The sequence below is a fragment of the Pseudonocardia sp. ZF1 genome (assembly GCF_056835605.1).
This window is the reverse complement of record NZ_JAJNBY010000001.1, coordinates 93128-117019: the sequence shown is the minus strand read 5'-3', so window position 1 is coordinate 117019 and position 23892 is coordinate 93128. Positions and strand designations below refer to the sequence as shown.

Below are 23892 nucleotides of genomic sequence, written 5' to 3'. Positions count from 1 at the left end.
CCTTCGCGCGTGTCCGGATCCCGTCCCGCGCTCCCCGCGGCCGACCTCGCCCGCGTGGTCGTGTTCGCCGCGTTCATCGCCGTCCTCGGGTTGTTCCCCGGCTTCGCCGGGGTGGCCGGCGTCCCGATCGTCCTGCAGAACGTCGGCCCGATCCTGGCCGGTGTGATCCTCGGGTGGCGGCTCGGCACGGCCTCGGTCGCACTGCTGCTGGTCCTCACCGCGGTCGGGCTGCCGCTGCTGTCCGGTGGCCGCAACGGCGCCGCGTTCTTCGGTCCCAGCGGCGGCTTCCTCGTCGGCTGGCTGCTGTCCGCGCTGGTCGCGGGCCTGGTCGTGGCGCGGTTCCGGTCGCGGTCGCTGCCCGTGCTGCTGCTCGCCTGCCTGGCCGGGCTGCTCGCCGACTACGTGATCGGCATGCCGTGGCTGGGCGTCTACATCGGCGACGTCACCGGCGGGATCGTGCAGTCCCTGGTCTTCGTGCCCGGTGACCTGATCAAGATCGTGCTGGCCGCGCTCATCGCGTCGCTGGTGCACCGGGCCCTGCCGGACCTGCTGCCGGTCCGCTCCGCGTCGTCCGAGCCCCGGGTCCGGTGAGCGGGGCGGAACGCGAGACCGCCGACGACGCGGCCGCGCCCGTCGTCCCCGCCCCCTGGCTCCCGCGCGGTCTCGCCGACGCCGTCGCCGCGGCCGGGGAGCGCCTCGCCCGGCTCGGGGTGCGGGCCGGGGAACGCGTCGTGCTCGACACCCCCACCCGGGCCCGCTGGGCGGTGCTGCCCTACCTGCTCGCCGCGGACCGGCTGGGCGCGGCGTCGCTGCTGGCCGACGCCGGCTGGACCGGCCGCGAACGCGACGCGGTGCTCGCCGACGCCGCGCCGCACCACGTCGTCGGCACCGACGGCCGGGCCGCGACCGCCGACGGCGGAGCGCGGACGCCCGGGCTGTTCCTGCTCCCGACGACCTCGGGCAGCACCGGTGTCCCCACCGTGCTGGCCCGCGACCGGCGCTCCTGGCGGATCGGGTTCGACATCCTCGGCGCACTTCCCGGACCGGTCCTCGTGCCGGGGCCGCCGTCCTCGACGCTGTACCTGTTCGGGGCGCTGCACGCGCTGCACCACGGTCTGGGCCTGGTCACCCGCGGCCGGCTCGACCCGACCGACCTGCCCGACGGCGGCTCGGTCCACCTCGTCCCCGCCCAGCTCAGCGCCCTGCTCGACGAGCGGGAGCGCCGCCCGGGCGGCCCCGCACCACGGGTCGTGGTGTGCGGTGGCGCGCACGTCGCGCCGGGGATGCGGGAGCGGGTCGCGCGGCTGCTGCCCGGCACCACGCTGCTCGAGTACTACGGCTCGGCCGAGCACTCGCTGATCGCCACCCGCCGCGACGACGGCCCGCTGCGCCCGGTCGAGGACGTGCACCTCACCGTGCGCGACGACGTGCTGTGGGTGGACAGCCCGCAGTCGGTGCACGGCCGGTTCACCCGTGGCGCATTCGTCCCCGCCGGCCCCGGTCCGACGACCGTCGGGGACCGCGCCGAGCTCACCGGCGACGGCGGTCTGACCGTCCTCGGCCGCGCCGCCACCACCATCTCCTCCGGCGGCACGCTGGTCGCCGCCGAGGAGGTCGAGCAGGTGCTGCGCGGCGTCGCGGGCGTCGGGGACGTCGTCGTCGCCGGGACCCCGCACGCGTCGCTGGGGATGGTGGTCACGGCGGTCGTCGAGGCCCGCGACCGTGTCCCGGACCGGCGGGCGCTGCGCGCCGCGGCGCGGGCCGGACTGTCTCCGGCGAAGCGCCCGCGCCGCTGGCTGGTCACCCGCGCGTTGCCGCGGCTGGGCTCGGGCAAGCCCGCCCGCGCCGCCGTCGACGCCGCACTGCGCGACGGGACCCTCGACGCCGTCCCGCTCGGGGGGCCCGAGTGACCGGCCCCGGCAGCGGCACCACGGCCGACACCCCGGTCGTCGTCGCCGCGCGGCGCACCCCGATCGGCACCGCGGGCGGCGCGCTGCGCGCGGTGACCGTCGACGCGCTCGCCGCGCCCGTCCTCGCCGCGCTGGCCGGCACCCTCGGCGGCCCGGTCGACGACGTGCTGCTCGGCAACGTCTTCGGCCCCGGTGGCAACCCGGCCCGGGTCGCGGCGCTCGCCGCCGGGCTCGGCGACGACGTGCCCGGCATGACCGTGGACCGGCAGTGCGCGAGCGGGCTGGCCGCGATCCTCACCGCCGCCGCGGGCATCCGCGCCGGGGACGGCGCCGGCTACCTCGCCGGGGGCGCCGAGTCGCCGTCGACCGCACCTACGCGGACCTGGGCCGACGGCACCGTCTACACCCGCGCGCCGTTCGCCCCGACCGGCGACCCGGACCCGGACATGGGGCCCGCCGCCGACGACGTCGCCGCCCGGGCGGGCCTCTCCCGCCGGCGGCTCGACGCGTTCGCCGCCCGCAGCCACGCCCGCGCCGTCGACGCGCAGCGCTCCGGCCGCTTCGACGACGAGCTGGTCCCGGTCGGTGCCGTGCTCACCGACGAGCGTCCCCGCGACCGCTTCACCCCCGAGCGGCTCGCCCGGTTCCGGCCCGCGTTCACCCCCGGCGGCGTGCACACCGCCGCGAACTCCTGCGGGGTGAACGACGGGGCCGCCGCCGTCGCGCTGGTGCCGGAGTGGCGCCGCCGGGAGCTGGGCGTGCCCGGCCTCGCGCTGGTCTCGGCCGCCACCCGGGGCTGCCCCCCGGCCGACCTCGGGCTCGGCGCCGTCCCCGCCCTCGCCGCGCTCCGCGACCGGCCGCGGTCCCCGGACGCCGTCGAGTTCACCGAGGCGTTCGCCGGACAGGCGCTGGCCTGCCTCGACGCGGCCGGGATCGACGGGCACCGGGTGAGCCCGGACGGCGGCGCGATCGCGCTCGGCCACCCCTGGGGCGCCTCCGGCGCGGTGCTGGTCGTGCGGCTGTTCCACCGGCTCGTCGTACAGGGCCGCGGCGAGACCGGGATCGCGGCGCTGTCCTCCGGCGGCGGCCTCGGCGTCGCGACGAGCTGGCGGGTGGTCCGGTGATCGAGTTCGAGGCGGTCGGGCACCGCTACGGCGAGCGCACCGTCCTCGACGGCGTCACCCTCACCCTCGCCGAGCCCCGGGTCGCGCTGGTCGGCGCGAACGGCTCCGGCAAGTCCACGCTGGCCCGGACCGTGAACGGGCTCGTCGCACCGACCGAGGGCACCGTGACCGTCGACGGCCGCGACCCCGCCCGCGACGGTGCCGCCGTCCGCCGCCGGGTCGGGTTCGTCTTCAGCGACCCGGACTCCCAGATCGTCATGCCGACCGCGGGTGAGGACGTCGCGTTCTCGCTGCGCCGGACCGTGCGCGACCGGGCCGAGCGCGCCCGGCTCGCCGCGGAGACCCTGGCCGGGTTCGGGCTGGGCGACCACGTCGAGCACCCCGCGCACCAGCTCTCGGGCGGGCAGAAGCAGCTGCTCGCGCTGGCCGCCGTGCTCGTGCTGGATCCGGACGTGCTGGTCTGCGACGAGCCGACCACCCTGCTCGACCTGCGCAACAAGCGCGCCTTCGCCGACCGGCTCGCCGGGCTGCGCCAGCAGGTCCTGCTCGCCACCCACGACCTGGACCTGCTGACGGGCTTCGACCGCGTCGTCGTCCTCGACGGCGGGCGGGTCGTCGCCGACGACGAGCCCGGTCCGGCCGTCGCGTACTACCGCAGGCTCTGCGGCTCGTGACCCCGCTGGGGCTCTACGCGCCCGGTGACAGCCTGCTGCACCGGGCGCCCGCCGGGCCGTCGCTGCTCGTGGTGCTGGCCCTCGCGGTCGGGGCGGTGCTCACCGAGGACCCGCGGGTGCTCGGCGGGCTGTGCCTGGCCGTCGCCGCCGGCTACCTGGTCGCCCGGATCCCGTGGCACCGGGCCCGGCCGGTGCTGCGCACGCTGGTGCTGCTGGCCGTGCTGCTCGGGGCGGTCCAGTGGTGGCTGCTCGGCCCGGAACGGACGCTGGTGATCGTGCTCCGGCTGGTCGCCGCGATGGGCGCGGCGACCCTGTTCACCCTCACCACCCGGGTGGACGACCTGGTCGGCGCCGTGGAGCGGGGACTCGGCCCGCTGCGCCGGTTCGGTCTCGCACCCGAGCGCCTCGGCCTTCTCGTCGGGCTGACGGTGCAGTCGATCGGGACACTGTCCGGCATCGCGGGGCAGGTCCGGGCCGCGGCGAAGGCGCGCGGGGCGGACCGCTCCCCGACGGCGTTCGCGGTGCCGTTCCTGGTGCGGACGCTGCGGCACGCGGACGCGCTCGGGGAGGCACTGGCGGCGCGCGGGTGGGGCGACGACGAACCCGACGACCGACCCGGATCACGAAGGATGGACTAAGCTGGACCAGGTCCGACGGACGGAGGCACCGTGACCGCCGAGTTCAACATCCACGAGGCCAAGACCCACCTGTCCCGACTGCTGGAGCGCGTCGCCGCGGGCGAACACATCGTCATCTCCCGCGCCGGGACGCCCGTGGCGGACCTGGTGCCGCACCAGCGCCGGACCGTGCGCCTGGGCGGGCTGCGCGGCCGCGTCCGCTACGACGACGCCGACTTCGAGGGCGTCGACCAGGACATCCAGGCCATGTTCTACGGCGACGATGCTGCTCCTCGATAGCCAGGCCCTGCTGTGGGTCCTCACCGACAGCGAACGGCTCGGCCCGAAGGCCCGTGAGGTCGTCGGGGCCGCGACCGCGGTCCACGTCTCGGCGGCATCGGTCTGGGAACTCACCATCAAAGCCATGCTGGGGAAGCTCGACGTCCCGGCCGGGCTCCCGGAGCTGCTGGAGGAACAGGGGCTGGTCGTCCTGGACGTGACGGCCGCCCACGCCGAGGGCCTGCGTGCCTTCCCCGAGCTCGTCCGCCACGACCCGTTCGACCGGCTCATCATCGCTCAGGCGGACCAGGACGGCATGCAGCTGCTCACCGCGGACCGGGTCCTGCTCGGGCTCGGACGGAGCTTCGTCGTCGACGCGACCCGCTGACCGGGAGGACCCGATGACCGCACTGCGCGACCATGTGATCCCCCGCCCCGAGGGCGACCTGCACGTCCACCTCGCGGGCGAGTCCGGCCCACCCGTGCTGCTGCTGTCCGGGGCCGGCCTCGACAACGCGCTGCTCAGCTGGCACCACCTGATCCCCGACCTCGCCCGCGACCACCGCGTCATCGCCCCGACTGGCCGAAGCAGGGGCGCAGCCGGCCGTGGCGGGGCCGGGCCGGCCACGACGTGCTGCTCCGGACGGTCGTCGACGTGCTGGACGACCTCGGCGTCGAGCGTGCTGCGGTCGTCGGGCTCTCCCAGGGCGGCGCCCTCGCACTGGCCACCGCGATCGAGCACCCGGAGCGGGTGGAACGCGTGGTGGCGCTCGCTCCGGCCGGGACACTGAGCTTCCCGCCGGGGCTGCACCAGCTGTTGTGGCTGACCGCGCGGGTGCCGCTGCTCTCGCGGACCCTGCCGAACCTGGCGTTCCGGAGCCGGGCGGCGGTCACCGCGTTCACCCGGCGCGCGCTCTTCGGCGACGCAGGCCGCGTGGCCGACCTCGACGGGATCGTCGATCAGATCCTGGGCGAGGCCCGGGCCGGGAACGCGGGCAGCTCCGACTGGCAGAACGACTCGATCGGGTTCCGCCGGATGCGGGTCGACCTGCGCCCCCGGCTCCCGGAGATCCGCTGCCCCGCCCTGTTCGTGCAGGGCGACCGGGATGCGGGCGTCCCCGTCGCGACGACGCGCGCGGCGGCCGCGGCCGTCCCGGGCGCCCGGTTCGTGGTGCTGCCCGGCCGTGGCCACTGGTCCAACCGGGAGTCCCCGGACGAGGTGAACGCGCTGGTCAGGGAGTTCCTCGACGGTTAGGGCGCCGCGCGGTCCAGGCCCCGCATCTCGCGCAGCGCGTCGACGAGGGTCCGGCACCCCAGCGACTGCAGCACCGCCCCCTCCACCTCGACGGTCAGCCGGGCGAAGTACTCCGCGGCGTTCGTCGTCACCGGGCAGACGTGCTCGCTCTCCGGGCGGCACGCCCAGAGCGGCTTCTCCCCCACCGCGCAGCGGTAGATCTCGGCCAGGGTGATCTCCCCGGCCGGCCGGGCGAGCCGGGCACCCCCGCTGCGCCCCCTGCTGGACTCGACGAGGCCGTGCACCCCGAGCGGCACCAGCAGCTTGCGCACCACGCTGGCGTTCGTGCCGAGTGCCTCGGCGAGCCGTCCGGAGCTGACGGTCGGACTGTCGCCCTCGGCCGCGGCGGCGAGGTACAGCATCGCCTGCAGGGCACTGGAGAACCGGATGTCCAGCACGACCTCACCTCCCGTCCCGGGCCGCCAGCGTACCCGTCGCGCCCGAAAAGGTGGTGGTCACTGTTGCAGTTCACGGAGCCATATGTATCTTTGATCAGAACCATTTGACGCCTCCGCCCGGACCCGCCGACGTGCCTGGACGGCCCACCCCTCAGGAGTGCCTCGTGTCCACCCGCGCCGCACGGCTTCTCGGCCGCCCGTACACCCTCGGCTCCGCGGAGCTGCCCAACCGCATCGTCATGGCCCCGATGACCCGGGCGTTCTCCCCCGGCGGCGTCCCCGGCACCGACGTGGCGGCCTACTACGCGCGCCGTGCCGCCGCCGGTACCGGCCTGATCATCACCGAGGGCACCTACATCGACGACCCCTCCGCGGGCGACGTCGCCGCCGTCCCGCGCTTCCACGGCGAGGCGTCGCTGGCCGGGTGGGCGGACGTCGTCGAGGCGGTGCACGGGGCGGGCGGCCGGATCATGCCGCAGATCTGGCACGTCGGGATCACCCGCGAGGCCGGGAAGCCGCCGTTCCCCGAGGCGCCGTCGGTCGGCCCGTCCGGCATCGCGCTCGACGGCACCGAGGGTGCCGGCACCGCACTGGACCTCGCCGGGATCGACCGGATCGTCGGCGCGTTCGCCGAGGCCGCCGCGCAGGCCGAGCGGATCGGTTTCGACGGTGTCGAGCTGCACGGCGCGCACGGCTACCTGATCGACGAGTTCCTGTGGGAGCGGACCAACCGCCGCACCGACGGCTACGCCGGCGGCGCCGCCGAGCGGGCCCGCTTCGGCGCCGAGATCGTCGCCGCCGTCCGCGAGCGCGTCGCCCCCGACTTCCCGGTCGTGTTCCGGTTCTCCCAGTGGAAGGCCGGTGCCTACGACGCGCAGCTCGCCCGGACCCCCGACGAGCTGGCCGACGTGCTGACCCCCCTCGCCGACGCCGGGGTGACCGCGTTCCACGCGTCCGGGCGCCGCTACTGGGAGCCGGAGTTCCCCGAGGCCGACGCCGAGCTGAACATCGCCGGGTGGACGCGCAAGGTCACCAGCCTGCCGACGATCACCGTCGGCTCGGTCGGCCTGGACCAGGTCTTCGCCCCGGAGATGTTCTCCGGCGGCGACGCGCACGCCGACGTCAGCGGCGTCGAGAAGCTCCTCGACCGGCTGGAGGACGACGAGTTCGACCTCGTCGCCGTCGGCCGTGCGCTGCTCGCCGACCCCGAGTGGGGCCGCAAGGTCCTCGACGGTCGCGAGTCCGAGCTGGTGCCCTTCACCAAGGCGGCGCTGGGCACCCTGCACTGAGCGGGTCGCTCAGATCAGGTCCCAGGTCAGCGGGGTGCCGCGGGCGACGTCGCGGGTGAAGGTCCGGCCCAGGACGGTGCCGATCGTGTCGGTGTGCAGACCACCGGCCGGGCGGATCGACCGCACGTTGTCCGCGGTCACCGCCTCGCCCGCGGCGACGTCGGCGACCACCCACAGCGAGCGGCGCAGCGCGAGGGTGTCGCGCTCGGACTCGCGCGGGCCGAACCGGGCGGGGCCCATCGCGCGTCGTGCCACGTCGGTCTCGGTGACCAGCGATGCCAGCTCGGCGGGCTCCAGGGAGAAGTCGGAGTCGACGCCGCCGTCGGCGCGCTGCAGCGTCACGTGCTTCTCGATCGCGACCGCACCGAGCGCCACCGCGGCGACCGGCACCCCGATGCCCGGGGTGTGGTCGGACAGCCCGATCGGGACGCCGAACGCCTCGCGCAGCGCAGGGATCGTCTGCAGGTTCGCGTCGACCGGGTCCGCCGGGTACGAGGCGGTGCAGGCCAGCAGCACGATCTGCGTCGCACCGCCCTCCCGGGCGGCGGCGACGGCGGCGTCGATCTCGGCCAGCGTCGCCATCCCGGTGGAGATCACCATCGGCTTGCCGGTCGCGGCCATCGCCCGGATCAGCGGCAGGTCGACCAGCTCGGCCGAGGCCACCTTGTACGCCGGCGCGTCGAGGGACTCCAGCAGCTCGATCGCCGTCGGGTCGAACGGCGAGGAGAACGGCACGAGCCCGTGCTCACGCGCCCGGGCGAACAGCGGCTCGTGCCACTCCCACGGCGTGTGCGCCTGCTCGTAGAGCTGGTACAGGTTCCGGCCGCCCCACAGACCGTGGTCGTCGCGGATCCGGAAGGCCGGGCCGTCGGCGTCGATGGTGATCGTGTCGGCCCGGTAGGTCTGGAACTTCACCGCCTGCGCCCCGGTGCCGGCGATCGCGTCGACGATCTCCAGCGCCCGGTCCAGCGAGCCGTTGTGGTTGCCGGAGACCTCCGCGATGACGAACGGTCGCTCGCCGGGGCCCACGCGGTGGCCGCCGATCTCGATCGGGTCCGGGGTGCGCATGCGCGCCACCCTACGAGCGCCGCGCGAGCACCATCACCTCGGACACCGTGCCCTCGGAGTCCTGGCCGTAGAGCCCGGCGTCGGAGTCGACGAGCTCGAACCGGTCGAACATCTCCAGGTAGCGGTGGCGCAGCATGGGCTCGCGGACTCCTCGCTTGCCGGTCGGGGAGTTGCGCAGCAGCAGCCAGCGGGCGCCCAGGTCGGTGACCAGGCTCGCGTAGTTCGCGACGACGTCGGGCTCCATCTCCTGGAAGGAGATGAAGTTGGCGAACAGGTCGACGGTCCCGGTGAGCCGGGGCAGCTGCCAGGAGCAGAGCACCGTCGCAGGCTGCTCCAGCTCGTCGATCACGATCTTCTCGCGCTCGCGGGTGGCGGCGTAGTCCAGGACCTTCTCCGGCCCGAGCGCCTCGCGCAGGTAGTGCGTGGCGACGGCGGCGACCGGCGGGATGTCGACGTCGATGTAGCGCAGCCCGGGGTTGCCCGACAGCAGGATCTCGCCGAGCGTGCCGAACCCGCCGCCGATCTCCAGGACGGTCGAGACGTCGAGGTCCGGCACGGCGCGCTTGAGCATGACCAGCCCGCGCAGGTAGTTCAGCGACGACCGGCTGAACCGGCGGCCGTCGAACACCAGCTGCTCGGCCGGGGCGCCGGCGGCCGACTCGCTGAACCCGGCGAGCGACGGCGACCGGTCGGCCGGGTCGAGGGCGGTCACCGTGGCGTGGTGGGCCCGGGCGACGGGCACCTGGTCGATCCGCTCGCGCAGCAGCGTCCCGGGGCCGCCCGCCAGACCGAAGGCCCGCGACAGGGCGGCCGCCGGGCGGGACACCGGCGCGTACTGCGGGGCGTAGAAGAACGTGGCCGAGGGGTGCCTGCGGAACTCCGCGAACCCGCGTTCGCGCAGGTCGGCGACCACCTTCTCCAGGCCGGTCCTCCAGAAGTCCGTCGGCCGGTACAGCTCCGGCGCGCTGTCCAGGTCGGCCAGCATCAGCTCGAGCAGCGTCCTCGGGTCCATGTGACGAACGGTACGGAACATCACCTTCGCCCCGATCGTGACCCACCGTCGCACGGCCCGGATCCCCGGACCGATAGCCTCTGCGGTGCGGCTGTGGACGGCCGCCGGTCAGTGACGAGGGAGTGGGACGTGGTCGCCGACACCGGCACCTGGGTGGTGGTCCCCGTGTACAACGAGGACACCGTCATCGCCGACGTCGTCGCGGAGATCCGCACGAGCTTCCCGAACGTCGTGTGCGTCGACGACGGCAGCCGGGACTCCTCCGCCGAACGCATCGCCGGTACCGAGGCGCACCTGGTGCGGCATCCGATCAACCTCGGGCAGGGCGCGTCGCTGCAGACCGGGATCGACTACGCACTCCGTTGCGGCGCCGAGCGGATCGTCACCTTCGACGCCGACGGCCAGCACGACGTCGCCGACGCCATCCGGATGGCCGCGATCCTGCGCAGCGGCGAGGCCGACGTCGTCCTCGGGTCGCGCTTCCTGGAGTCGACCGAACCGGTCCCGCCGCTCAAGCGGCTGGTGCTGCGCACCGTCGCGGCGCTGTCCCCGGCCAGCCGCAAGCTCAAGCTCACCGACGCCCACAACGGGCTGCGGGCCATGAACCGGGCGGTCGCGGAGGACCTGCGGATCACCATGAACGGGATGGCGCACGCGTCGGAGATCGTCGCGTCGCTGGCCCGGTCGTCGTGGCGGATCCGCGAGGTCCCGGTCACGATCCGCTACACCGAGTACTCACGATCCAAGGGCCAGTCGCTGTTCAACGGGGTGAACATCCTGTTCGACCTGTCGGTACGGCAGCGATGACCCAGGAGGCGAACACCGTGATCCTGCAGATCCTGCTCCTGGCCGCCGCGGTCGGCGCGCTCGTCTACTTCGTGCGCAGCGGCCAGAGCGTCGGCGTGCGGGCGAGCAAGCGGATCGCCTTCGGCGCGTTCATCGTGCTGAACATCTACGCGGTCCTGCGCCCCGACGACCTCACCTACCTGGCCCGGGCGGTGGGCATCGGCCGCGGCACGGACCTGCTGGTCTACCTGCTCGTCGTTGCGTTCGTGTTCGGCATGCTGAACACCTACCTGCGGGACCGCGAGATCAGCCAGCACCTGACGAACCTGGCCCGCCAGATCGCCGTCCGGGACGCGGAGCTGACCCGGCGGGAGAACGACCTCGAGCAGCGGCTGACCGTGCTGGAGCAGCAGGCAGTGCATCCGTCGGCAGGAGCTGTCGCCCTCCCCGCGGCTGCCCCGAGTACCGCACCAGAGGGACAGTGACGGAGTAGGGGCGTGAACGACCTCGTCCTGCTCGTCAGCTCGATCCTGCTCGGGTTCGGGCCCGGCATGCTCCTGGCTCGGGCTGTCGGGGTCCGGTCCGTGCTCGTCACGATTGCAGCCGGCCCGGCCGTGACGATCGGGCTACTGGGGGCGATCGCGACCCTCGCCGGGGCACTCCACGTCGCGTTCACCCCGGCCACGGTCGGGGTGGTCATCGTGGTGGTCGGCCTCGGCGGCGCAACGTCTCGGTACTTCAGGAGACGGCCGTTCGAGATCGCATTGGCGAAGCCGTCGTTCGCTGCGCTGTGTTCGATCCTCATGGTGGTCGCAGGACTCGCACTCGCTGTGCGAACCTGGCTGCGCGGGTTCCGCGGGCTGTCGACGGTGGCCCAGGAACACGACATGATCACTCACCAACTCCTGGTGGCCTACATCGGCCGGACCGGGCGCGCTGCGCCGTGGCAGGTCCAGCCGGTCGATCTCCTGACAGGCGGGCCGGTCTCCACCTATCCGGCAGGAGGGCATCTGGGCCCAGCCCTCCTCGCCGGAGCGGGTGCCGATCCCAGTGCGGCGCTGAATGCGTTCACGATCACCTATCTGGCGGTCGGTTTCGTTATCGGCGTATGTGCCCTCTCCGTGGTGACGGCACGTCAACTCGGTTGTGGTGCCCTGGTTTCCTCACTGGCCGGAGGGGTCGGCGCAGTGATCGCCCCAGCCCTCTATCGACCGACGTTCCAGCTCATGCACGACGGCGGCGTCTATCCGAACGCCGTGACCCTGGCGCTCGCACCGGGACTACTCGCCGCGTTCCTGGCCGCGCCCGCGGAGCGGTCGAGGGGCGCGATCGCCGTCGTCCTGGGTTTCGCCTGCGCCGGGCTGGTCACAACCCACCCCAGCGCGGTGGCGACGGTCGCGGTCAGCCTCGTCGCCTGGTTGTGCGGGGATCTCCTCGATCGCCACGGGCGTCGTCGTCTGGTGCGACTGCTACCCGTCCTGCTGGGCGCCGGGGCGGTGGCGGCGATCGGGATCCTGCCGCTACTACTCAGTAGCACCTCCACCATCGGAGGTATCGCAGGATTTCCCCCGGACACGGGGGCGACCGGTTTCGCGCAAGCACTCGGCAGCACCATCGGACTCTCCTACGGTGGCTACCTGGACAACGGTCGACTCACCGGCCAGGCAGGACTGACCGCGTTGGTGCTCGTCGGGGTGTTCCTCGTTGCTCGCGCACGTCGGGGCGTCGGCGTGGTCGCCGCATGGGCGACCTGGAGCGCGATCGTCTTCGCGATGATGCTGAGCCCCGGCATCGGACCCGAAGCGTCCGTGACAGGACTGTTCTACAACGCGCTGCAGCGGGTTTGGGCGCATACGGCATTGTTCGTACCGACGCTGGCGGCGATCGCCGTCGTGTTGTCCTCCGCCGCCGTGGTCCGGGTGACGCGCCGCCACCTACCCGTCGCCCTGCGGACCACCATCCTCGTACCCGCACTCGTTCTCGCCGCCGCTGCCGCCCTGGTCGCCGCACCCGTCAGCAGTGGCGCACGAACGAACACGATCAGCGTTGCCGAGAGGTACGGCGAGCCGGAGTTCCGGCGGTTCGACACACACGACGCGGCTGCGATCGACTTCCTACGCAGTCGCGTCGCCCCGGGTCAACGAGTCATGAACTCCGCGAACGACGGGTCGACACTTCTGTACGTGCAGGCCGGGATCCCGGTTGTCAACACCACGTCACTCGGCACCGGATCGGTCCCTTGGTCGATCCCGCTTCTCGCGTCGTTCCGCGACTATCCGGAGCGTGCCGACATTCGGAGCATGCTCCGCGAGCTCGACGTCGCCTGGGTATACGTTGACGATGCACCACCCGGGATCGGGGCGGGCGGCTCGCCCTACGGTTGGGTCTCCGATCCCGGCCCCTTCACGGTTCCACCTGGCCTTGAAGATTTGGACGTCACGCCGCTGCCGGGACTCACGAAGCAGTTTCAGAGCGGCCCGGTCTCAGTCTATCGACTGAGCCTCGACTCACTACCCTGAGGACCACTGGCCCCATTCGAGAGGGATGCCATGCGCGCGCTCGTCACCGGCGGAGCCGGCTTCATCGGCTCCACCCTGGTCGAGTCCCTGCTCACCCGCGGCGACGACGTCCTCGTCGTCGACGACCTCTCCGCCGGGACCCGGGACAACCTCGCCCCGGGTGTCACGGTGGCCGAGCTCGACATCCGCGACACCGCCGCGCTCACCGCGCTGGCCGCGGAGTACCGCCCGGACGCGGTGTTCCACCTGGCCGCCCAGATCGACGTACGCCGCTCGATGGAGGACCCGGTGCACGACGCCTCGGTCAACGTCCTCGGCACGCTGAGCGTGCTGCAGGCGGCCCGGGACGCGGGCGCGGGCGCGGTCGTCGTCTGTTCCACCGGCGGCGCCATCTACGGCGACGGCGCCCCCCTGCCGACGACCGAGGCGGAGCCGGCCGAGCCGGAGTCGCCGTACGGGATGAGCAAGCTCGCCGCGGAGCGCTACACCCGGTTCTTCGTGCGGGCGCACGGCCTCCCGGCGCTGGTGCTGCGCTTCGCGAACGTCTACGGGCCGCGCCAGCACCCGGCGGGCGGGGCCGGGGTCGTCTCGCTGTTCTGCGACCGGGCCCGCACCGGGCTGCGGCCGACCGTGTTCGGCGACGGCGGCCAGACCCGCGACTTCCTCTACGTCGGCGACGTCGCCCGGGCGGCGCTCGCCTCCGCCGACCGGCTCGCGGCCGGGGAGCTGGCCGGCGAGGTGTTCAACGTCGGCACCGGCACCGAGTCCACGGTCGTCGAGCTGGCCGCGACGATCGGGGAGATCGCCGGGCTCGCCCCGGAGGCGTTCGCGCCGGAGTTCCTCCCGGCCCGGGCCGGGGAGCTGCGCCGCAGCTGCCTCGACCCGTCGCGCGGGATCGCCGCGCTCGGTCTGCCCGCGCCGACCCCGCTCGCCGAGGGCCTCGCGCACACCTGGGCCTGGCACACCGGGCGCTGAGACACCGGGCACCGACACACCTCGGGCCCGGTCCCCGTGCGGGGGGCCGGGCCCGGGTGGGCGACATCAGCTGTAGACGGCCAGGGTGAGCATCGCGATCCAGGCCAGCGCCAGGACCTGCAGCGCCCGGTCACCGAGCGCGATCTCCTCGGGCTCGCCGCCGGTGCCCCGGTCGACGTCCACCGAGTAGCGCAGCACCGCGATCACGAACGGCACGATCGACAGCACCGACCACACCGAGTTGTGGTCCTCGCGGATCTCGAACGCCCACAGCCCGTACATGACGATCATGACGGTGGCCGAGAGCGACCAGATGTAGCGCAGGTAGGACGCCGTGTAGTTCTCCAGCGACTTGCGGATCTTGGCCCCGGTGCGCTCGGCGAGGTTGATCTCGGCGTAGCGCTTGCCGGCGACCATGAACAGCGAGCCGAACCCGGTGACCAGCAGGAACCACTGCGACAGCGGGATGCCGGTGGCCACACCGCCGGCGATGGAGCGCATCAGGAAGCCGGAGGCGACGATGCAGATGTCGAGCACCGGCTGGTGCTTGAGCCACAGGCAGTAGGACAGCTGCACCGCCACGTAGACGGCGAGCACGATGATCAGCTGCCAGGTCACCGCGAACGACAGCGCGATCGCCCCGGCGAACAGCACGCCCGCCGCGACGAAGGCCAGCGGCACCGGGACGATGCCGGACGCGATCGGGCGGCGGCGCTTGGTCGGGTGCGCCCGGTCGGCCTCGACGTCGAGCGCGTCGTTGACCAGGTACACGCCGGACGCGGCCAGTGAGAACGCGACGAACGCGATCACGCAGTCGATCAGGATCGGCACGTCGAACAGCTGGCCGCTGACGAACGGCGCGGCGAAGACCAGGACGTTCTTCACCCACTGGCGGGGGCGCATCGTCTTGAGCAGGCCGCGGGCGACCATCGTGGTGGTGCGCTCGGACGGGTCCATCGGCACGTGCGGGGCGTGCTCGGCGGCGACGGCGGCCGGGGCCGCGTCGGCCTCGTGGCCCTCGGGGGCGCCTGCGTCGTCGGGGGCGTCCGGGACGACGGGGGTCTGCGGGTCGGCGGCCTGGGCGACCTTCTCCTTCTCGGAGTCGTCGCGGTCGACCTTCGTGGGGTCGGTGCTGGTCATGCGCTCACCCTCCGGTGGTGGGGTTGCGTGAGATCACGCGACGCGCGGTACCGGCGACGACCGCGCCGAGCGCGGTGCCGGTGGCGACGTCGGTCGGGTAGTGCACGCCGAGGACCAGGCGCGACAGCGCCATCAGGCCCACACCCGCCGCGGCCACCGGGCGGGAGCGCCTGCCCAGCAGGCCGCCGTAGAGCACGGCGGCGGCGGTGGTGGACGTGGCGTGCGAGGACGGGAAGCTCAGCCGGCTCGGGGTGCCCACCAGGACCCGGACCGCGGGGTGGTCGGGGCGGCGGCGCCGGACGACGCGCTTGATCCCGATCGAGGCGCCGTGCGCGAACGCGACGGCCGCGGCGGAGCCGAGCCACTCGCGCCGGCGGGGGCGGTCCAGCGCGGCACCCACGACGCCGATCGCCAGCCAGCCCGCGGCGTGCTCGCCGAACAGCGACATCCCGCGGGCGACCCGCACGGTGGTGTCGCTCGCGAGAGCGCCCTGCACGGACGCCAGCACGGCGACCTCGCCGGTGGGCGGGACGTCGGCGGGCGGTTGCGGACCGGAACGGTCCAGGGTGTCTGCCGTGTCAGCCACGGGTGGGGGCCTCCTGGCGCGGGCGCTGGCACCCGGCTCGCGGGCGATGACAGCCGGTGATGGTACGCGCGGGCGGGGTCGTGGGCCGGGTCGGGGCGGCCCGTGGGACCGGGCATGACCGCTCGTCGACGGGCGGGTGAACGGCGCCGGGTGCGCTCAGAACCAGCGCTCCAGGATCTCGGCGAGCCCGTCGTGGGTGTGCGGTGCCGTCACCTCGTCGGCGAGCCCGACCAGGTCCGGGTGGGCGTTGCCCATCGCGACGCCGAGCCCGGCCCAGCGCAGCATCTCCCGGTCGTTGGGCATGTCGCCGAACGCCACGGTGTCCGCCGCGGTCACCCCGAGACGGCGGGCGACCTCGGCCAGGCCGGTCGCCTTGGTGACCCCGGGGGCGGAGGCCTCCAGCAGCCCCGACGAGTGCGAGAACGTCAGGTCGGCCAGCCCGCCGGCCTTCGGTGCGAGCGCGTCCATCATCTGCTCGCTGGTCAGCTCCGGGGAGCGGATCAGCACCTTCGTCGCCGGGCGGCCGAGCAGATCCTCGCGGCTGATGGAGCCGCCGTCGTGCTCGCCCCAGGCGTGCACGTAGCCGGGGTCGGTGAGGAACTCGTCGACGACGCCCCGCACGCCGCCGTCGCCCTCGGCGTTCCCGACGCGCTCGACGCCGAACCCGCAGCCGGGGAACAGCTCCGCGGCGAGGCCGGCGAGCTCGCGGATCGTGGCGGGCTCCAGGGTGTGCGCGCCGAGCACGACGTCGTCGGCGGCGTCGTAGAGCACCGCGCCGTTCGCGCACACGCACAGCCGCACCAGGCCCTCGGGCAGCCGCGCGAGCACCGGCGGGATCCAGCGCGGCGGGCGGCCGGTGACCAGCACGAAGCCGGCGCCGGCGGCGACCGCCCGCTCCAGCACGGCGACGGTGCGCGGGGTGACCGCGCCGTCGCCGTCGAGGAGGGTCCCGTCGACGTCGGTGGCGACGAGCCGGGGCGCGTTCTCGACGATCACACCCAGAGCGTACGGAACCGCGCGGAGACCGCCCCCGGACGACCGCGTGGCGGTTACCCTCGAACGGTGCGCGTTCTGGTGGTGGCGGCCCCGCTGTCGGGGCACCTGACACCACTGTTGCCGCTCGCCCACGCGCTCTGGGACTCCGGGCACGAGGTGCTGCTCGCCGGCGGCGGCGACGCGCACCCGCTCCCCGGGACGGACCCGCTGCCGTTCATCGACGTCGCCCGCAGCCTGCGGGTGGGCAGGCTGGCCGCGCGTTCGCTCGTCGCGCACCCGGTGGTCGCGCGGGCCGAGCTGGCCGGGCGCGGCGGCGACGCCGGGGTGCGCTCGCTGTTCGGCCCGGTGAACGAGGAGCTGACCGACGCGCTGGTGACCGTCGCCGAGCAGTGGCGGCCCGACGTCGTGGTGTACGAGCCCCTGGCGGTCGCGGGGGCGCTCGCGGCCGCCCGGCACGACGTCCCGGCGGTGCTGCACGAGAACGGCCTGCTCGACGGGTTCGCGCTGGTCCGCACGCTGCTGGACTCCCGCCCGCTGCAGCGTGCCCGGCTGCGGCACGGGCTGCGCGGGGTCCCGCCACCGGCGATCGCGCTCACCATCGCCCCGTCGAGCCTGGTCGGGGCGCGCGACGCGCTGGCCGTGCGGCCGGGACGGGCCCGCGGCCCGGGCCGGTCCTCGCTGCCCGCCTGGCTGAGCGGCCCCTCCGTCCGCCCGCGGGTGCTGGTGCTGCGCGGCGGCGGACCGGTGCGCGGGGACCTGCAGTCCTCCGCGGTGCGCGCGCTGCCGGGCGTCCACGCCGACGGCACGGACTGCGAGCTCGTGCTCGTCCGTCCCCCGGCGCGGCTGCTGCGCCACCACGGGCCGGGGGTGCGCACCGTCGGGCGGGTCCCGCTGGACGAGCTGCTGCCGGCCTGCGCGGCGGTGCTGCACGACGGCAGCGCCGCGCACGTGCTGGCCGCGCTCGCCGCGGGCGTCCCGCAGCTCGCGCTGCCCGGGCCCGGGGACCGGCGGCACAACGCCGAGCTGGTCGCCGCCCGCGGCGCGGGGCTGGGCGGCCCGTTCACCGCCGACACCCTGCGCAGGCTGCTGCACGACGGCGAGCTCGCGGCCGCCGCCCGCGACGTCCGCGCCGAGATCGCCGCGATGCCGACGCCGCAGGCCAGGGTCGAGGTGCTGACCGCCCTGGCCTGAGCGGCGCCGGGACCGAGGGTCTAGAAGACGGCGACCGCGACGATCAGGCCGAGCGCGACGTGCGCGGCCGCGACGACCTTCGCCACCGCCCGCGGCTCGTCGGACTGGATGACCTCGCCGATGTCGATGCCGGTCACCCACTCCAGCAGCCGCACCGCGGCGACCTGGGCGATGATCCCGATCAGGCCGAACACCAGCGACGACACGACGCCCTGCAGCAGCGAGCCGTACGAGCCGTAGATCGCGGTGACGATGATGAACGCCATCGACAGCATCCCGGCCGAGGTGATCGTGACCGCGTTCGGCAGGCCGCCGCGGACCATCGCCGGGAGCTTGCCCGGCGTGGTGAGGTCGATGGCCCAGAAGCCGACCAGCATGAGCAGGGTGCCGATCACGGCGTAGAGCAGGATCGCGCCGACACCGCGGCCGAGGAAGCCCCAGTACGTGGCGTCGAACGCCTGGGCGAGGATCACGGGAGGTACCTCCGGGGAGCGGGGGTGTGCAGGAACTGGTGCGGGAACGGGGGTCAGGACTCGGGTATGCGGTGCGGCACGAAGGCCGCGCCGTCGTCGGTGATCAGGCCGGCGGTCTCGCGGATGCCGAGCCCGGCGGCGGTGTCACCGACCAGCCAGGCGCCCAGGCACGGACGGAACCCGTCGAACTCGGGCAGCGGGTCGAACATCTGGTAGACGAAGCCCTCGTCGCCGTAGACGCCGCCGGTGGCGGTCTCGTAGCCGGGGGCGACGATCTGGATGTTGGCGCCCTCGCGGCCCAGCAGGGGCTTGCGGACGTACTCGGTGAGGATGCCCGGGTTGCCGAGCGAGGCGGGCAGCAGGTTCGGGTGCCCGGGGTACATCTCCCACAGCACCGCGAGCAGCGCCTTGTTCGACAGCAGGGTCTTCCACAGCGGTTCGAGCCACAGCGTCTCGGGCAGGCTGCGGGTGACGTGCTTGCCGAACTCGTCGGACAGCATCCACTCCCACGGGTAGAGCTTGAACACCGTCGACATCGGAGCTTCCTCGAGGTCGACGAAGCGGTCCAGTGCGGAGTCCCAGCCGATGTCCTCGATGGACAGTCCGACGGTGTCGAGGCCCGCCTCGGCGGCGGTCTCCTGCAGGTAGCCGACGGTGATGTGGTCCTCGCCGGTGGACTCGGCGCCGGACCAGGTGACGTGCACCTCCGACGACGGCAGCAGACCCTTGATCTCGCCCCAGCGTTCGACGAGCTTCTCGTGCAGGGAGTTCCACTGGTCGTCGCCCGGGTGGACGTCGGACAGCCAGTGCCACTGCAGGATCGAGGCCTCCAGCAGCGAGGTGGGGGTGTCCGCGTTGTACTCGAGCAGCTTCGCCGGGCCGGAGCCGTCGTAGCGGAGGTCGAAGCGGCCGTAGAGGTGCGGGTCGGAGCGGCGCCAGGACTGCGCGACCTGCTCCCAGCACCACTCGGGCAGCGCGAAGTCCCGGAAACGCTCGGTGGTGACCACGTGGTCGACCGCCGACAGGCACATCGACTGGAGCACCTCGACGTCGGCCTCGAGGGACAGGACCTCGTCCATCTCGAAGACGTAGTGCACCGACTCGTCCCAGTACGGCCGCTCGTTGCCCGAGCCGTCCCGGCCCGGGGTGCCGAAGGCCAGGCCCTGCTCGGCGACCGTGCGCTGCCAGTCCGGACGGGGGGTGCCGCGTTCGCGTCGCACGCCTCAGCTCCCGCTGGACGAGCCGGACCCGCCCGAGGACGACGACGACCCGCCGCCGACGCCGAGACCGCCCCGGGAGATCGTGCCGCTGCGGTTCGCCGAGCCGATGGTCGAGCCGGTCGTGCCGCTGCGGACCGTGGTGCCGCTCGGCGGCGGGGTCACGTTGCCACCGGTCGCGACCTGGCCGACACCGCCGGTCCCGCCGTAGTTGTAGTGGTACTGGCGGCCGCCGCCACCGAGGAAGATCGGGACGAAGGCGAAACCACCGCCACCGGTGGCGACCTGGCCCTGGCGCTCGGCGCCGCTGCAGTTGTCGTCCGGCACGACGACGCCCTGGTCGTCGACGCAGCGCGCCTCGACCGACTCGCTGCCGCCACCGGACCCGGCGTAGACGGCCGCGATCAGGGCGACGACGCCGACGGTCGCCCCGGCGCCGATCAGCACCCGCTTCGTGGTCTTGGAGCGGGCCTCCTTGAGCCGCACCGCCTCGCGGTCCGCGCGCAGCTTCTGCTCGCGGGCGCGCTTCTCGGCGAGCGTGGGCTCGCGCGGCGCGGTGCTGCCGTCCTGCTGCCGGATCCGGCCGCGCGGGGCCTCGGCGGGCTGCTCGGCGGGCGCGTTCGCCCACGGCGCCGTCGCCGGTCCGTCGGTCTGCGGTGTCGGCGTCGTCGACTGCGGCTCCGGTGTCGCGCCCCCCGGTGTCGCCCTCGGCGTACCGGCGGGCGGCGTGCTGTCGTCCGGGCCGCCGCCGGCGCGCGGTCCGTCGGTCATCGCTGGTCCCCCATCGTCACTCCCGTCCCCCGCGCGCACCGTACCGGGACCGGCCGACGACCACCGGCCGTTCCCGGATGACGATTCGGCTGCGTTTCACCCACGCCGGCCCGGACGAGTGGTCGCGGCACCCCGTCGCACCGGGCGGACCTGCACGTTCACAGCATCCGGCCGACCGACCGCCGCGCCGGGGCACCGGCCGGGTGAAGCCGCGCCGACCCCGGCTGCATGATGGGGGACGTCATGGATTCCCGCTCCCCCGCCGGCTCCGACCGGCCCGACGCGACCGGCCGCACCGCCGTCCACGCCGGGCAGGGCACGACCTCGGTGCTGTCCCGGCCGTCGGCCACCCCGTTGGTCCCGACCCGTCGGCGACGGTCGTCGGAGACCTCCGGACGGGCGGGCGCGGGGCGGGGCGGGCTCCTCGGGGCCCGCCGGGTCGGCGTCGGGATCCTCGTCGGCGCACTGCTGATGCTGACCGTCGCGTCGGTGGACTCGTTGCTCGGCGCCGAGGTGCCGGTGCTGGGCTCGTTCGCGTCCTCCGGGGTGCCGAAGGTGGACGAGCCCCCGCCGCTGCCGCCCCCACCGGACACCCCGGGCACCTGCCTGAACTGGACCCGGTCCGACGCGACCGACACCGCCGCCGTCGACTGCGCCCGGCCGCACCTGTTCGAGCAGGCGGGGCGGGTCGCACTGGCCGACCAGCCGACGTTCCCGGCCGACGAGGCCTGGCAGAAGCTCGTCGCCGACCGCTGCACCCCGGTGGTCACCACGTACCTGAACGGCAAGTTCGACCCGGACGGGAAGTTCCGGGTGGGCGCGCTCAAGCCGTCGCAGCAACGCTGGGACGGCGGCGACAAGGGCATGCGCTGCGGCCTGCAGATGGCCTCGCGCAGCGGGGAGATGTTCCCGATCACCGGCAAGGTCGCGGCGCAGGACCAGTCCGCGGTCCAGCCGGTGGGCACCTGCCTCGGCATCGACGGCCGCACCGTCGGCGACCCGACCGACTGCGCCGGGCCGCACGCCGTCGAGGCCGTCGGGCTGGTCGACCTGGGTACCGAGTTCACGGGGGACTGGCCGGCCGTCGAGGACCAGGACAAGTTCCTCCAGCCCGCCTGCACCGAGGCCGCCAACACCTTCGCCGGCAACGACCAGGTGATCGGCGCCAAGGGCCTCACCGTCTACTGGGGCAACCTCTCCGAGGAGTCCTGGAAGGCCGGCAGCCGCAAGGTCAACTGCAACATCGGCACCCTGCTGCCGGACAACAGCGGCTTCGCCTCGATCACCGGCTCGGTGAAGGGCAACCTGGTCGTCTCCGGGCAGCCCGCCGCCCCGGCACCGTCCGCGCCCGGTGCACCCGCCGACCCGGAGGGTGCCCCGGCCGACGGGACGGCCACCCCGGCCCCCAGCTCGCCGGCCCCGGTCGAGCAGCCCGACGGCGAGCAGCCGGCCGCACCCGACACCGGCGCAGGCCGGCCGAACCTCGACATCCCGCCCGGCCTGCCCGGGCTGTCGGGCAACTGACGTGCCGGTGGCGATGCCCGCCGACCGGTTCGACGAGCTGGTCGGCGGGGCGCTCGACCTCGTGCCCGTCGAGCTCGCCGCGGCGATGGACAACGTCGTCGTGCTGGTCGAGCCGCGCCACCCCGACGAGCCGGACCTGCTCGGGCTCTACGAGGGCGTCGCGCTGACCGAGCGCACCGCGGACTACGCGGGCGAGCTGCCGGACCGGATCACCGTGTACCGCGACGCCGTCCTCGACTTCTGCGAGGACGAGGAGCAGGTCGTCGACGAGGTCGCGATCACCGTCGTCCACGAGATCGCGCACCACTTCGGCATCTCCGAGGAGAAGCTGCACGAGCTCGGCTGGGGCTGACCCCTACCGGTGGGTGGCGCGCCGCCCGCCGGGCATCGCGTCCCACAGCTCCGGGACCCAGCCGCCGGGGTCGCGACGCAGCACGACCCGGCCGGTGTTGGGGACCGGGCGCTCGCGGCCGTAGGTGACGTCGGGGTGGCCGGGTCCGGAGCCGTCGTGCCCGCCGAGCAGCGCCAGCGACAGGATCCGGATCGCCGCCCCGTGGCTGACGACGACGACCGCCCCCTCCGCCACGCCGGAGGTCACCGCGGCGAGGTCGGGCAGCGCCCGGTCCCACACGTCGCGGGCGGACTCGCCGCCGGGCATCGCGCGGTCGACGTCACCGTCCCACCAGGCCTCGAAGACCTCGTCGAACGCGGCGCGGGCGTCGTCGCCCTCCTGGCCCTCGAGGTCCCCGACGAACACCTCGTGCAGGCCCTGGAGCAGCCCCACCTCGCGTCCGAGCGCGCGGCCGATCGGGGCGGCGGTCTCCTGCGCCCGGGTCGCCCGTGACGCGTACAGGCCCCGTACGGGCCATCCGGCGAGCAGCCCGGCGACCTCCTCGGCCTGCGCGTGACCCAGCTCGTCCAGCCCGGGGCCCGGCAGCGCGGTGTCGAGGCGGTGCCGCACGTTCGACGGGGTACGGCCGTGCCGGACCAGCACCAGGCGCAGCGCGCCGTCGTCCGGCGGGACCTGCGCGGTCCGGGTGCCGGTGCCGACGGCCGCGAAGGAGGCCGCGCCGTCGTGCTCGTCGTCGGTCTGGTGGCTCACGTGTCGGCTCCCCGTCGGACCGCGGCGAGCCAGCGCTCGGACGCGGCGTAGTCGTCGGCGGTGGCGACACCGAGCGCCGCCACCGGGCTCCCCACACCGGCCGCCGGGGCGTCCGGTGCGGGATCGGATCGCGGGAACGACCCGAGGTAGATCAGCCGGTCGCAGCGACGGTGCAGTGCGGCCAGGGCCTCCCCCATCGCCGGGTCGGCGACGTGACCCGAGCAGTCGAGGTGGAACCAGTACTCGGCGTGGCGGCCCTTCACCGGGCGGGACTCGATCCGGGTCAGGTCGATGCCGCGGACGGCGATCTCGGTGAGCAGGCCGAGCAGGGTGCCGGGGCGGTTCGTCGTCGTCGCGGCGAGGGTGGTGCGGTCCCAGCCGGTCGGCGCCGGCGGCGGGCCGGGGCGGGTCAGCAGCACGAAGCGGGTGACGGCGCCCGCGTTGTCGGCGATGTCGTCGGCCAGCACCTCCAGGCCGTGCTGCGTGGCTGCGAGCGGGGCGGCGACGGCGGCGTCGACCTCACCCCGGGCGGCCTGGGCCGCGGCCTCCGCGGTGGAGGAGCTGACCCGGACCTCGGCGGCCGGCAGGTGCTCGGCGAGCCAGCCGCGGGTCTGGGCGATGCCGTGGCCGTGGGAGGCGACCGAGCGGATCGCGTCACGCGTGGTGCCCGGGCGACCCATCAGGCAGAACCGGACCGCGATCCGGGCCTCCCGGGCGATCACCAGCGGCGGGTCGGCGACGAGCCCGTCGAGCACCGGCGGGACGGCGCCCTCGACGGTGTTCTCGATCGGCACGCAGCCGGCGTCGACGGAGCCGTCGCGGACCGCCGCCAGCACCGCGGGGGCGCCGGGCAGCGGCACGAGCTCCGCGCCACGCGACTCGGGCAGGGTCAGCAGGGCCTGCTCGGTGAACGTGGCGTGCGGCCCCAGGAATCCGATCCGCATCCG

27 protein-coding genes are annotated in these 23892 nt (G+C 74.4%); 16 read left to right on the top strand and 11 right to left on the bottom strand.

The genetic code is table 11. From position 1 onward, the window contains the following. The first annotated feature begins 9 nt into the window (after positions 1-9). From ZF1_RS00590 to ZF1_RS00555, 8 genes are all read left to right on the top strand, one after another. On the top strand, positions 10-591 hold the full coding sequence (locus ZF1_RS00590; RefSeq protein ID WP_073573787.1) for a biotin transporter BioY: 582 nt from the start codon (positions 10-12) through the stop codon (positions 589-591). After that, positions 588-1910 carry an AMP-binding enzyme gene (locus ZF1_RS00585; RefSeq protein WP_482636224.1) on the top strand — a complete coding sequence of 441 codons (1323 nt, stop codon included), beginning with the start codon at positions 588-590 and terminating at the stop codon, positions 1908-1910. The genes ZF1_RS00590 and ZF1_RS00585 overlap by 4 nt, the downstream gene beginning before the upstream one ends. Beyond that, positions 1907-3034: a thiolase family protein gene (locus ZF1_RS00580; protein ID WP_357459807.1), complete on the top strand. Its 1128-nt coding sequence runs from the start codon at positions 1907-1909 to the stop codon at positions 3032-3034. The genes ZF1_RS00585 and ZF1_RS00580 overlap by 4 nt, the downstream gene beginning before the upstream one ends. Then, the gene (locus ZF1_RS00575; protein WP_251783246.1) at positions 3031-3708 is read left to right on the top strand and encodes an energy-coupling factor ABC transporter ATP-binding protein; all 678 of its coding nucleotides are present in this window, start codon (positions 3031-3033) and stop codon (positions 3706-3708) included. The genes ZF1_RS00580 and ZF1_RS00575 overlap by 4 nt, the downstream gene beginning before the upstream one ends. Then, positions 3705-4346 carry an energy-coupling factor transporter transmembrane component T family protein gene (locus ZF1_RS00570; protein ID WP_350589406.1) on the top strand — a complete coding sequence of 214 codons (642 nt, stop codon included), beginning with the start codon at positions 3705-3707 and terminating at the stop codon, positions 4344-4346. Before ZF1_RS00575 ends, ZF1_RS00570 begins: the two co-directional genes overlap by 4 nt. Positions 4347-4376: 30 nt before the next feature. Then, entirely contained in the window at positions 4377-4625 is a 249-nt protein-coding gene (locus ZF1_RS00565; protein ID WP_179761438.1) for a type II toxin-antitoxin system Phd/YefM family antitoxin, read from the top strand. Further along, positions 4609-4992 carry a type II toxin-antitoxin system VapC family toxin gene (locus ZF1_RS00560; protein ID WP_179761439.1) on the top strand — a complete coding sequence of 128 codons (384 nt, stop codon included), beginning with the start codon at positions 4609-4611 and terminating at the stop codon, positions 4990-4992. Before ZF1_RS00565 ends, ZF1_RS00560 begins: the two co-directional genes overlap by 17 nt. Before the next feature lie 138 nt (positions 4993-5130). Beyond that, positions 5131-5859, top strand: a complete 729-nt coding sequence (locus ZF1_RS00555; protein WP_482638658.1) for an alpha/beta fold hydrolase — start codon at positions 5131-5133, stop codon at positions 5857-5859. On the opposite strand, the gene ZF1_RS00550 is transcribed toward ZF1_RS00555, so the two are convergent. Continuing rightward, positions 5856-6296, bottom strand: a complete 441-nt coding sequence (locus ZF1_RS00550) for an RrF2 family transcriptional regulator (RefSeq protein WP_073573780.1) — start codon at positions 6294-6296, stop codon at positions 5856-5858. The genes ZF1_RS00555 and ZF1_RS00550 overlap by 4 nt on opposite strands. 164 nt (positions 6297-6460) lie before the next feature. On the opposite strand from ZF1_RS00550, the gene ZF1_RS00545 reads away from it, so the two are divergent. Next, positions 6461-7585, top strand: a complete 1125-nt coding sequence (locus ZF1_RS00545) for an NADH:flavin oxidoreductase (RefSeq protein ID WP_482636223.1) — start codon at positions 6461-6463, stop codon at positions 7583-7585. A gap of 9 nt (positions 7586-7594) precedes the next feature. Here ZF1_RS00545 and pseI read toward each other — a convergent pair whose 3' ends face one another. Next, on the bottom strand, positions 7595-8653 hold the full coding sequence (pseI, locus tag ZF1_RS00540; protein ID WP_482636222.1) for a pseudaminic acid synthase: 1059 nt from the start codon (positions 8651-8653) through the stop codon (positions 7595-7597). Between the two features lie 10 nt (positions 8654-8663). Next, positions 8664-9665, bottom strand: a complete 1002-nt coding sequence (locus tag ZF1_RS00535) for a putative sugar O-methyltransferase (RefSeq protein WP_482636221.1) — start codon at positions 9663-9665, stop codon at positions 8664-8666. A gap of 129 nt (positions 9666-9794) precedes the next feature. Between ZF1_RS00535 and ZF1_RS00530 the strand changes: the two genes are divergently transcribed. From ZF1_RS00530 to ZF1_RS00515, 4 genes are read left to right on the top strand one after another with little or no spacing between them, the layout of a single operon-like run. After that, positions 9795-10472: a glycosyltransferase family 2 protein gene (locus ZF1_RS00530; protein WP_482636220.1), complete on the top strand. Its 678-nt coding sequence runs from the start codon at positions 9795-9797 to the stop codon at positions 10470-10472. 17 nt (positions 10473-10489) lie between these two features. Further along, complete coding sequence (locus ZF1_RS00525; protein WP_482636219.1) at positions 10490-10936, top strand: DUF2304 family protein; 447 nt, start codon at positions 10490-10492, stop codon at positions 10934-10936. 12 nt (positions 10937-10948) lie between these two features. Then, entirely contained in the window at positions 10949-12970 is a 2022-nt protein-coding gene (locus ZF1_RS00520) for a DUF6541 family protein (protein ID WP_482636218.1), read from the top strand. Positions 12971-13000: 30 nt separating this feature from the next. Beyond that, entirely contained in the window at positions 13001-13945 is a 945-nt protein-coding gene (locus ZF1_RS00515; protein WP_482636217.1) for an NAD-dependent epimerase/dehydratase family protein, read from the top strand. Positions 13946-14011: 66 nt separating this feature from the next. Here ZF1_RS00515 and ZF1_RS00510 read toward each other — a convergent pair whose 3' ends face one another. From ZF1_RS00510 to ZF1_RS00500, 3 genes are all read right to left on the bottom strand, one after another. Next, on the bottom strand, positions 14012-15085 hold the full coding sequence (locus ZF1_RS00510; protein ID WP_073573773.1) for a decaprenyl-phosphate phosphoribosyltransferase: 1074 nt from the start codon (positions 15083-15085) through the stop codon (positions 14012-14014). A 4-nt stretch (positions 15086-15089) separates the two neighbouring features. Then, positions 15090-15671 (bottom strand): phosphatase PAP2 family protein, encoded by a 582-nt coding sequence (locus tag ZF1_RS00505; RefSeq protein WP_139282660.1) that lies wholly within the window; start codon positions 15669-15671, stop codon positions 15090-15092. Positions 15672-15827: 156 nt separating this feature from the next. Further along, positions 15828-16667, bottom strand: a complete 840-nt coding sequence (locus ZF1_RS00500; protein ID WP_482636216.1) for an HAD family hydrolase — start codon at positions 16665-16667, stop codon at positions 15828-15830. Positions 16668-16733: 66 nt separating this feature from the next. Here ZF1_RS00500 and ZF1_RS00495 point away from each other — a divergent pair, with 66 nt between their 5' ends. Beyond that, a complete protein-coding gene (locus ZF1_RS00495; protein WP_482636215.1) occupies positions 16734-17858 on the top strand; it encodes a nucleotide disphospho-sugar-binding domain-containing protein in 1125 nt (374 codons plus the stop codon). A gap of 20 nt (positions 17859-17878) precedes the next feature. Here the strand turns inward: ZF1_RS00495 and ZF1_RS00490 are convergent, their stop codons facing one another. Genes ZF1_RS00490 through ZF1_RS00480 form a run of 3 tightly spaced genes read right to left on the bottom strand, consistent with a single transcriptional unit; the run spans position 17879 to position 20319 of the window. Next, entirely contained in the window at positions 17879-18331 is a 453-nt protein-coding gene (locus ZF1_RS00490) for a DUF350 domain-containing protein (RefSeq protein WP_083474448.1), read from the bottom strand. Between the two features lie 53 nt (positions 18332-18384). Continuing rightward, positions 18385-19551, bottom strand: coding sequence for a glutathionylspermidine synthase family protein (locus ZF1_RS00485; protein WP_482636214.1), 1167 nt, complete (start codon positions 19549-19551; stop codon positions 18385-18387). Positions 19552-19554: 3 nt separating this feature from the next. Next, complete coding sequence (locus tag ZF1_RS00480; RefSeq protein ID WP_482636213.1) at positions 19555-20319, bottom strand: hypothetical protein; 765 nt, start codon at positions 20317-20319, stop codon at positions 19555-19557. A 243-nt stretch (positions 20320-20562) separates the two neighbouring features. Here ZF1_RS00480 and ZF1_RS00475 point away from each other — a divergent pair, with 243 nt between their 5' ends. Beyond that, positions 20563-21843: a septum formation family protein gene (locus ZF1_RS00475; RefSeq protein WP_482636212.1), complete on the top strand. Its 1281-nt coding sequence runs from the start codon at positions 20563-20565 to the stop codon at positions 21841-21843. A gap of 1 nt (position 21844) precedes the next feature. After that, positions 21845-22195: a metallopeptidase family protein gene (locus tag ZF1_RS00470; RefSeq protein WP_405420542.1), complete on the top strand. Its 351-nt coding sequence runs from the start codon at positions 21845-21847 to the stop codon at positions 22193-22195. Between the two features lie 3 nt (positions 22196-22198). Here the strand turns inward: ZF1_RS00470 and ZF1_RS00465 are convergent, their stop codons facing one another. Beyond that, the gene (locus tag ZF1_RS00465; protein ID WP_405420545.1) at positions 22199-22945 is read right to left on the bottom strand and encodes a histidine phosphatase family protein; all 747 of its coding nucleotides are present in this window, start codon (positions 22943-22945) and stop codon (positions 22199-22201) included. Beyond that, positions 22942-23889, bottom strand: coding sequence for a prephenate dehydratase (pheA, locus tag ZF1_RS00460; RefSeq protein ID WP_073573768.1), 948 nt, complete (start codon positions 23887-23889; stop codon positions 22942-22944). The genes ZF1_RS00465 and pheA overlap by 4 nt, the downstream gene beginning before the upstream one ends. Between the last annotated feature and the right edge of the window lie 3 nt (positions 23890-23892).